At 57.3% G+C, this 9240-nt stretch carries 10 protein-coding genes; 4 read left to right on the forward strand and 6 right to left on the reverse strand.

Annotated features, from left to right (window positions below):
* Positions 1–7: 7 nt before the first annotated feature.
* The 4 genes from HKN37_12235 to HKN37_12250 all read left to right on the forward strand — a co-directional run bounded on the left by HKN37_12235 (position 8) and on the right by HKN37_12250 (position 3089).
* The gene (locus HKN37_12235; GenBank protein NNE47413.1) at positions 8–1420 is read left to right on the forward strand and encodes an aspartate aminotransferase family protein; all 1413 of its coding nucleotides are present in this window, start codon (positions 8–10) and stop codon (positions 1418–1420) included.
* Positions 1421–1545: 125 nt separating this feature from the next.
* Entirely contained in the window at positions 1546–1950 is a 405-nt protein-coding gene (locus HKN37_12240; protein NNE47414.1) for a hypothetical protein, read from the forward strand.
* A gap of 83 nt (positions 1951–2033) precedes the next feature.
* Positions 2034–2405: a hypothetical protein gene (locus tag HKN37_12245; protein ID NNE47415.1), complete on the forward strand. Its 372-nt coding sequence runs from the start codon at positions 2034–2036 to the stop codon at positions 2403–2405.
* Between the two features lie 72 nt (positions 2406–2477).
* Positions 2478–3089, forward strand: a complete 612-nt coding sequence (locus tag HKN37_12250) for an inorganic pyrophosphatase (GenBank protein ID NNE47416.1) — start codon at positions 2478–2480, stop codon at positions 3087–3089.
* A gap of 22 nt (positions 3090–3111) precedes the next feature.
* Here HKN37_12250 and HKN37_12255 read toward each other — a convergent pair whose 3' ends face one another.
* From HKN37_12255 to HKN37_12280, 6 genes are all read right to left on the reverse strand, one after another.
* Positions 3112–4002, reverse strand: coding sequence for a DUF4340 domain-containing protein (locus tag HKN37_12255; protein NNE47417.1), 891 nt, complete (start codon positions 4000–4002; stop codon positions 3112–3114).
* Positions 4003–4059: 57 nt separating this feature from the next.
* On the reverse strand, positions 4060–5592 hold the full coding sequence (locus tag HKN37_12260; protein ID NNE47418.1) for a GldG family protein: 1533 nt from the start codon (positions 5590–5592) through the stop codon (positions 4060–4062).
* A 36-nt stretch (positions 5593–5628) separates the two neighbouring features.
* Positions 5629–6336 carry an ABC transporter permease subunit gene (locus tag HKN37_12265; protein NNE47419.1) on the reverse strand — a complete coding sequence of 236 codons (708 nt, stop codon included), beginning with the start codon at positions 6334–6336 and terminating at the stop codon, positions 5629–5631.
* A gap of 11 nt (positions 6337–6347) precedes the next feature.
* The gene (locus tag HKN37_12270; GenBank protein ID NNE47420.1) at positions 6348–7289 is read right to left on the reverse strand and encodes an ATP-binding cassette domain-containing protein; all 942 of its coding nucleotides are present in this window, start codon (positions 7287–7289) and stop codon (positions 6348–6350) included.
* A 100-nt stretch (positions 7290–7389) separates the two neighbouring features.
* Positions 7390–8424 carry a DUF1835 domain-containing protein gene (locus HKN37_12275; GenBank protein ID NNE47421.1) on the reverse strand — a complete coding sequence of 345 codons (1035 nt, stop codon included), beginning with the start codon at positions 8422–8424 and terminating at the stop codon, positions 7390–7392.
* 6 nt (positions 8425–8430) lie between these two features.
* A partial coding sequence (locus HKN37_12280) for a molecular chaperone HtpG (protein ID NNE47422.1) occupies positions 8431–9240 on the reverse strand: 810 nt, incomplete at its 5' end.

The raw sequence follows: 9240 nt of genomic DNA on the forward strand, positions 1-9240 counted from the left end.
CCCCGGAATGACGGCCGACGAATTCCGTCACTTCGGCAGGGAGATCGTTGACTGGATTGCTGACTACTATGCCACGGTCGAGAAGTATCCAGTACGGTCCCAGGTAAAGCCTGGTGAGATCTGCGATCTACTTCCGGGGTCGCCGCCTGAAGAGCCCGAGCCGTTCGAACGTATTCTTGCCGACGTGGATCGCGTCGTCATGCCTGGTATAACACACTGGCAATCGCCGAATTTCTACGGCTACTTTCCGGCAAATACGTCGTACCCCTCAATTCTAGGCGAGCTTCTCTCTGCTGGTCTCGGCGTGCAGGGGATGTCGTGGTCGACGAGTCCGGCATGTACGGAACTGGAGACGCGGGTGCTGGACTGGTTGATTGATCTTCTGGGGTTGCCCGAGAGTTTTCGGTCAACAGGCAGCGGTGGCGGAGTCATCCAGGATTCGGCCTCCAGTGCAACGCTCTGCGCCATGCTCGCCGCGAGGGACCGACACCGTCGTGGCGCAGGCAAGACCGTCGATTCGACCGGGGTTCTTACGGCTTACGCCTCAAAGGATGCTCACTCCTCCGTGTCAAAAGCCGCCGGCATTGCCGGTATCGGGCGCGAGAATCTTCGAACAATCAGGTGCAGTGCAGATCGCGCCATGGATGTGACTGATCTCCGAGACCAGATTCTGGCGGATCGTCAAGCGGGCCATCAACCATTCTTCGTCTGCGCGATCGCCGGCACAACATCCACGCTGGCGTTCGATCCACTGGAAGAGATCGGTTCGATCTGCAGCGAGTTCGGATTGTGGCTTCACGTTGATGGCGCCATGGCGGGATCAGCGGCCGTCTGCCCGGAATTCCGATTCGTGCATGCCGGGTTGGAGCTAGCGGACAGCTACTGCTTCAATCCGCACAAGTGGTTGCTGACGAATTTCGATTGTGACTGCTTCTACGTGAAGGACCGGAACGATCTCCTCGAAGCGTTGTCGATTCTACCAGAGTACTTGCGAAACGCGGCGACCGATTCGGGACTTGTGATCGACTATCGCGACTGGCAGATACCGCTAGGCCGCAGGTTCAGGGCCCTCAAGCTGTGGTTCACAATGCGGGCGTACGGTGCCCGAGGTCTAAGAGAACATATCCGGCGGCACGTAGCGATAGCCAGCGCGCTGCGCGAATGGATCGCCGCCGACTCCGGTTTCGAGATTGTTAGGACGCCGCGACTCAACCTGGTTTGCTTCCGCCATCGCGGAGGGGATGAAATCAATCGACGCGCTATGGAGCAGGTGAACTCAACGGGTAGAATGTTTATCACACACACCTCCGTAGATGGCCAATTCGTGCTCCGGTTCTGCGTTGGCCAACCGAATACGACGCTTGATCACGTGCGGGCCTCGTGGGAGCTCCTGGCAAGTGCATTCCATTCACTCGAGTGAGCACCGCCCACACCCCGCTCTGAACGAATCAATCTCGATTTCATACGCATCGCGACCGACCGAATTGACTGCTCCGGGCATGACGCGTAACCTTCGAATCCCACAAAGATTTGCCTTAATGAGTAATGAAGCCATTCCACCTGGTTTTGACGTTGCTGCTCGGGGTCGGGCCGATGGCCGGCTGCGACTCCACCGAACCGACTGTCGACGACAACGGAGGCGACGTCACACCGAAGACCTCCGTCGTCTACGAGGTGTTCGGCACATACCGGACGTGCAACATCATTTATCGCGACTCCCTTGGAGTTGATCAGGAGCTTCCGGAGGAGCCTCTTGACTGGATCGACTCTGTGAAGGTCCCGGTTGATGAGTCGTTCCTTGCGCGCGTTACTGCTACGTGTGCTGACGTCGAGCGCGAGGGCAAGGCTACGATCCGTCTTTTTGTTGATGGCCTGCTGCTGGAGTCGGCCTCCGCACAGGGATATGGTAGTTCAGGAACGGCTCAGAGGCTGCTGTCACCATCAAGCTGATTCGTAGGGCGAACGAACACCTTTGTCGTGCTACGGTTCGTAGTTTCGAGCACAGACTTCTCACCCAACTGACATGAATCCTTATGCCTTACGCATTTTACAAGGTCCTGCATATTTTTGGCATCGCGATGATGCTGGTTGCGCTCGGCGGTGTGTACGTTCACGCCCTGAACAGCTCGGACAAGAAAGCGAATGCAGTGCGCCGGCTCGTGCTCATCCTCCATGGCATCGGGTCCTTCCTGATTCTGTTGGCGGGATTTGGGCTGCTGGCAAGACTTGGTGACCAGATGACAGGAATTCCGGGATGGGTGTGGCCAAAGCTGGCCATCTGGCTGGTCCTCTCGGGAGTCATGGCGGTCCCGTACCGCGACAAGACCCTGGCTCGGCTCCTGCTGATCGCGACGCCGTTTCTCGTGCTGGCTGCAGCATACTTCGCACTGTTCAAGCCGTTCTAGACCTTTGGCCGGTCTGGCGGCGCCGACGTTCGTATTCTGGATAGGTCAGCACGCACAAACTGTCCGAGTCCGATGGAATTCCCTGCCCCGTTCTACCGATGGCGACCCCATCCCTGGCATGGTCTGAAGACTGGTGACCGTGCCCCGGGAATCGTCCAGGCGTATATCGAGATAACGCCGTTCGACCTGGTGAAGTACGAGATTGACAAATCGACCGGCTACCTCATGGTCGATCGGCCAAACCGTAGTTCGTCTCAGCCGCCCACCCTGTACGGGTTCATCCCGAGAACCTACTGCTCACGTCAGGTCTGCGAGTTGTCCCCGACGGCCGCGCGCGGCGACCACGATCCCCTCGACATTTGCGTTGTCTCCGAGCGGCCGATCGATCGTGCCGAGATTATTGTGAACGCCCGTGTCGTAGGCGGCATTCAGATGGTCGACCACGGTGAGGCAGACGACAAGATCGTGGCCGTGCTTGAGAGCGACATTGTGTGGAGCGAGGCCCGCGACATCTCCGACCTTCCGGTCGTCTTCATCGAACGGATTCGTCATTACTTCGAGACGTACAAGCAGGTGCCGGGAACGCCGGTGAATGTGTCGATCGAGTCCGTCTACGGCGTAGACCACGCGACGAAAGTGGTCGCAGCGTCGATCGCCGACTATCAGGAGGGATTCGGCTCCTGACGTTTACGCGCTGCGCTTGCGACTAGCGGTCGGCGCTAAGCGAAGTCGCCGCCGGCAACAACGACGCCTGCATTCCGGCTGAGATCGTCAGCACGTCCCGAGATCCGGGTCGACGAGCCAGCAACTCACTCCCGCTGTCACGCAGCTCGAGGCCGGCTGAACTACCGCCCGCCGTATCGAACGTGATGATCGCAAGATGGGAGGCACTCTCGAACGCCTCCTCTGTTGCGAATCGTGATCCCGTGAGAGGAGCGAACCGACGTATCCATCGCGCGACAGCACTCGAATCCGCGATGGCCGAGGCGCCTGCCTCCTCCAGCATCCATCGTCCGGATAACCTCGAAACACCGAAACTGCCGTCCGACATTTCGACTCGGACTCCCGTGACGGCGTCTCCCGGCACGGACATGATCGTGCGGTCGCGCCAGTACTCTGCCGTTGCGTTAATCGACACCCTACCTCGACTTGAGAGGACACGATCGTCACCACCAAGCCTGACGTAGACAGTCTGATAGTCGGGACCGCTGTTGCCCACGATGAGCCGTCTTTCGTCATTACCCGCATGAACGACAATCGACGAGCCAAGGGAATCCACACCGAACTTGACCTGACGCTCAGGATTTGTCGATACAACGGAGGCGAAGCTTAACTCCTCCAGTTCGTCCAACAGCTGGTTTGTGCGCGTGGAATCGACCACCGACTCGACGGGCACGTTCATGCGCCATCGATCGCCGCTGCGCGCAATAACGACGGTATCCGCAGGCGTCGCAAGCGTGATCCGATCTGCCAGATCCCGATCGAATGTCCACTCCGGCAGTTCGACAGTGGTGTAGTCCGAGTCGAATGCACCGGCGAGCCAGGCGATAACGACCACCGTGACGAGCGCACCGACAAGTAAACCAATTCTGCTCATGCTGTTGGATTAGTAACGGTAAACAGTGACCCTGAATAACTTTACTTCGTGCACTAACTAGAGCTCGGCCGAGTCTCTCATGACGAACTGACGCGCGTCCCGTCGACGCCAACGAACGAGTCCAAAGACGACGATCAAAAGCGCCGGAGCCAGCATATTCCCGTACTTGATCCACGGCCTCAGATTCTCGTTGACCTCCCGAAGCGCGCGGGGTTCGATTTTCTTCGACCGGATCGTGAGCAAATCGCTTTCCTGCACCAGCCAGTCAACCATGTTGAGGCCAAACTCGATGTTGCCCGGAATACGACCAAGGACTGATTCGTTAATGAAGTCACCGTCCCCGACGACCACAATACGACTCGATACGCTCTCTCTTGACCGGTCATACGCACTCGGGAACGTGCCCGTGTAGGCCGCCGACAGAATGAAAGGACCGTCGCTGTAATTGGGGCGGCCCTCCATCATCGGCTGGATAAAGAAGAATCCTTCCTGCGTCGCGCTTCGAGCCGTGGAATACACGAGAGGTTGAACCTCCACACCAGCTGGAAGCGTGGCCGTCGTATCCACCGAACTGACAAAGTAGAATACTACCTCACGCAGTCGACTCACCATCAAGTTGTCGGGATTGAACCTGGATGCAATCGGGAAGAACGGATACTCGATCTGACGCGCGATGTTGAAAAATCCGGATTGCTGCTGTACCGTCACCGCCGAACTCTGCAGATCGGTAACGAGATCAGTTCGAAGGCCTACACCGTAAGCCTCCAGTACCGGTTCGAGTCCCACGCTCTGAGCCGTCGCCTGACCGGCCTGCAGATCGGCAGAGACAGTGTTGAGCATCAAGCCCAGACGTCCTCCGTCCATCACATAGCTATCGATGGCCCGCAAATGCAGATCCGGTATCGTGTCCGTTGGAGCCACGATTAGCAATGCGTCCGGCAAACGATCGAGGGTAGAGTCAACGACATTGACCTCCACAACCTCATAGTTGCGACCGAGCCCCTGTCGCAACGACGGCATATCCTGAAACACGTTCGGCTCGCCGTGGCCAGCCAGGAAGCCAACTGTTGGCAGTTCGTCGCGGGTCAGCCTGCGAATGGCACTCGTGATGTCGTACTCGAGCGTCGACAGGTCCTGGACGACCGGGATGACCTCTCGCTCTCCACCGTATTCGATGGACATGCCCATGTACGCATTCTTCAATTGAACATTGTCCTTCTCTATCACCTGAATCTGGACCGGAGGAATACGAAATCGCCGCGCCTCTTCTGCCACTTCCTCGTCCTGACCCGGGTCGATAAAGCGGTACTGGACGTTGCTGCCCGCGTAGGCGCGGTAGTCATCCAGCTTGTCCTTAAGGAATCGACGATTCGCACTGTACGGTGCAGGTAAATCGTCCGTGAAGAACGCCTTGAAGGTGACGGGGTCCTCCAATTCCTGGGCAAGTTTGACCGACGCGTCTGACAACGAGTACACGTTGTCGTCCGTCAGGTCAAGTCGGCCGAATATCGTCAACCCGATCAGGTTGATCACGACGATGATCCCACCGATGAGCACGATGCTTGATCTTGTAGTCCAGTCTCGCTTCATGTTAGTCTGCTGTTTGCTCGATGCCCTGACGACCGATCATTCCGGCCGCCTAGCCAGATTGTAGGCCGTGAGCAGGCTGAAGAACGCGGTGACCGAGACGTAGTACAGAACGTCACGTGTATCTATGACGCCCCTCAGCAAATTTTGATAATGGAAGTCGATGCCGAGATACTGGAGAAATCCGGAAAGCCATCCCGGGAAGAAGACGGTTACACGGTCTACCAGATACAGCGCAAATATGATTGCGAAGCCGATGATGAAGGCGATGATCTGGTTGCGTGTAAGACTGGATGCGAAGAGCCCGATTGCCGAACAGGCGACGCCCAGCAATACGAGTCCGATATAGCCGCCCACCGCAGCGCCTGCATCAATGTCGCCAAGCGTCGCGACGGTTGCTGCGTATAGAAGCGTGAGGCTAATCGCCACGACAAGAAGGATCGAGACGGCAACCAGCTTAGCTGCTATCACCTGCCAGTCTTTCACGGGCAGCGTCATCAGGAGCTCAATCGTTCCGGAGCGCCGTTCTTCCGCAAACGTCGACATGGTAATTGCCGGAATGAAGAAGAGAAAGATGAACGGCACGATGTCGAATACCGAGCGCAGTGATGCGAGGTTATCGAGAAACAGCGAGTTCGCAAAGAACCATCCCGTGATAAGCAGGAACACGCTGAGTACTACGTAGGCAGCGGGGCTGTCGAAGTAGGCCCGCAGCTCGCGTTTCGTCAAGATCCATGTCTCGTGCATGTTGGTCGCGCCTAAGCGGCTTCTTCGGTTGTTGTGAGCTGGCGGAACACGTCCTCAAGGTTGGCCCGGTCACGATACAACTCTGTCAGCGCCCAGCCTTCAGATACAGCCAGTGCGAACAGTACGGATCTGTAGTCCGACTCTCCGTCGGCGGTGAGGGACCAGACAACCTCACCATCGGCGAGTGACCGCCGATCGGTAATTCGTATCCCCTCTATCGTAGCGAGCTTCGCGTCTACGTCAGTCGACGGTCGATGAATCCCGAATTGAAGGCGCTGACCCCCTGCAAACGTTGCCAGCAGAGCGTCGGGCGTGCCGTCGGCAACGAGCTTTCCCTCGTTGATGATCAGCACACGATCGCACGACGCCTGAACCTCCGAGAGAATGTGGGTCGACAGGATAACGGTTTTCCGCTGTCCGACGGTCTTAATCAACTCCCGGATGTCTACGATCTGGTTCGGATCCAGACCCGAGGTCGGCTCGTCAAGGATCAGGATGGGTGGATCGTGTATCATCGCCTGGGCAAGTCCGACGCGTTGACGAAAGCCTTTTGAGAGCGCTTCTATCCTTTTTCCCAACACGGTCTCGAGACCGCACACATCGATCATCTCAGCGAGCCGACCCGACTGCTCCGACGACGGTATGCTCCGCATGTCGGCGATAAACCGGAGGTAGTCGTATGTGGTCATGTCATGGTAGAGGGGCGTGTTCTCCGGCAAGTAGCCGATCTTCCGCCGGACGTGAAGCCCCTCTTTCCTGACGTCTTCACCGTCCACGATTACGGTGCCTTCCGACGGGGGCAGGAAGCACGTGATAACCTTCATGGTCGTGGACTTCCCCGCCCCGTTCGGACCCAGAAAGCCAAGCACTTCACCCTGGTCGACATTGAAGCTTATGTCGTCGACGGCGCGTTCGGCGCCATACTTCTTGGTGAGTTTTCGGACCTCGATCATAGCCGTCTGCCGTTGACTTGTGTTGCGTCTCGGGTATCTATTTCAGCGCCAGGGACCATCAGGGGTTTCTTTTTGGCACGAAGATGCAATTTGTTCCAACTCAACATGAACTTGGAGAACGGGGTTCGTCTGCAGTCTTGTCGAACGATCGGCTGCACGGTCCGGCCAACTCAAGATCACCGTAGGTCCAGTGGCAGGTATTCGTCAGATGTGTTCCTCCCAGCCAGCGATCAATCGACAGATGATCTAGCAAATTCGAGCGGCCAGCGGCGACCGCCCGACCCGCATCGGTGATGCGAAGCTCGGAAGTAAGAAATCCGGCCTCATTCCAGGACGTCTTCACGCCGCGCGCCCGCTCCGGTTCGACAAGCGGACGCCTCGACTCCAGCAGAGGTATCAGTACACTCCAGAATGAGGTATCACCCATGAACTTGGCTTCCTCCTGCTCCTGGCACATTCGAAACAGAACCGGTGGTGTCGCGGGACGGACTCGAAGCGACTCCAGTATCTGCCTTTCGGATCGCGACAGACCGGTCTGTGGATGCGGTAATTCCTCCAGCAGCCGGTGTAATGCATCAGCCAGAAACGGAAGGACTTTCGACGAACCCGCCGTCACGATGTCGTTCAATCGCACGGGACGTTCGTCACGAAAGGCAGCCCAGGCATCCGCGGCTTCGCGGAGGTGCATCGTTCCTATGGGGACCCGCCCCTCAAAGGCGGCTCGAAGTGCGTCAACTGAAGACTCACCAACAAACTGACTGCGGCAAACGAGGTACACGCTGGCTCGAACCGGAAACCGGGAGGCGATTCCATCAAGCGCCTGGATGAGCTGCAGCTGGTCGTACAGATCATGCTCGAACCAGAGAACGACTTCGTCGTATTCGGTGAGCCCGCGAACGAACATGTCATCTCGTTCGGACATCTCGGCGAGGATGCTGTCAAACTCTCCGAACTCGCGAGCCGATAGATAGCGCGCCCGATCATTCCGCAGTTGCTTTGAACTCAGACCAATCCGCACGGGCCCTTCGTGCAAGACGTCGCTCCACGCGATGATGTGATCGGCAGGGATGAATGACGCTCGGATTCTGCCGACCGCAGCACTGCCATTGGTTACGATGAGTCGGCGGCTCGCCATTCCCGATTACTCGTCAGACGTATCTTTTCCCGTGATGAGAACATCCTTCCGGGTCGCCTCCACCATGAAATCCGTCATACGCTGGACGAAATCGGCGGGAGCATCAAGGTTACCATCGAGCAGCAGGGTTCCCTCAAATATCTGCATCCCGATCTTCTTGAATCGATCCATATCACGTTTCTCGAGGACACGGGCGAGGCTCACCACGAGATCATGCGAAGCATTAATCTCGAGAATCCGAGAGCCGCTAACGTAGTCGCGATCGATCATTCGAAGGACACGCTCCGTCTGTGCATCCAGACCCGCATCGCCCGCAACAAGCGTCGCAACAGAATCAACCAGTCTGCGCGATACGCGAACGTCCTGCACCTTGCCGGTCAATAGCAGTCTCAATTCCTTAAGGAGATTCTCGCGGGATGAATTGGACAGTTTCTTGTCCTCCGTCGACAAATCAGGCACCTTGATCTCTGCCTTCTCGACACTGACGAACGAGTGGCCACCGAATTCCCCAAGATGTGGTACGGTGAACACGTCGACCGGGTCGGTAAAGAACAGGACCTCGATCTCCCTCGACCTGAAATACTCCAGATTCGGAGAGTGGTCTGCTACCTCGCGATTCGCTCCCAGCACGTAATAGATCTCGGTTTGATCAGGATGCATTCGCTCGGTATATGCAGTCAACGAAGTCGCTTCGCCGGGGAGGGTGCGTGTAGATTCGTATCGCAGAAGTCCGACGATTCGCTCTTTGTTGGAGAAATCCGACGCCACGCCTGTCTTGAACATACTTCCAAACTGCTCCGTGAACTTGTCGAACGT

This window comes from Rhodothermales bacterium, assembly GCA_013002345.1.
In the GTDB taxonomy this organism is placed as follows: Bacteria; Bacteroidota; Rhodothermia; order Rhodothermales; family JABDKH01; genus JABDKH01.

Coding starts and splice junctions, on each gene's coding strand:
- HKN37_12235 (NNE47413.1), top strand. CDS start 8: ATGACGGCCGACGAATTCCGTCACTTCGGCAGGGAGATCGTTGACTGG.
- HKN37_12240 (NNE47414.1), top strand. CDS start 1,546: ATGAAGCCATTCCACCTGGTTTTGACGTTGCTGCTCGGGGTCGGGCCG.
- HKN37_12245 (NNE47415.1), top strand. CDS start 2,034: ATGCCTTACGCATTTTACAAGGTCCTGCATATTTTTGGCATCGCGATG.
- HKN37_12250 (NNE47416.1), top strand. CDS start 2,478: ATGGAATTCCCTGCCCCGTTCTACCGATGGCGACCCCATCCCTGGCAT.
- HKN37_12255 (NNE47417.1), bottom strand. CDS start 4,002: ATGAGCAGAATTGGTTTACTTGTCGGTGCGCTCGTCACGGTGGTCGTT.
- HKN37_12260 (NNE47418.1), bottom strand. CDS start 5,592: ATGAAGCGAGACTGGACTACAAGATCAAGCATCGTGCTCATCGGTGGG.
- HKN37_12265 (NNE47419.1), bottom strand. CDS start 6,336: ATGCACGAGACATGGATCTTGACGAAACGCGAGCTGCGGGCCTACTTC.
- HKN37_12270 (NNE47420.1), bottom strand. CDS start 7,289: ATGATCGAGGTCCGAAAACTCACCAAGAAGTATGGCGCCGAACGCGCC.
- HKN37_12275 (NNE47421.1), bottom strand. CDS start 8,424: ATGGCGAGCCGCCGACTCATCGTAACCAATGGCAGTGCTGCGGTCGGC.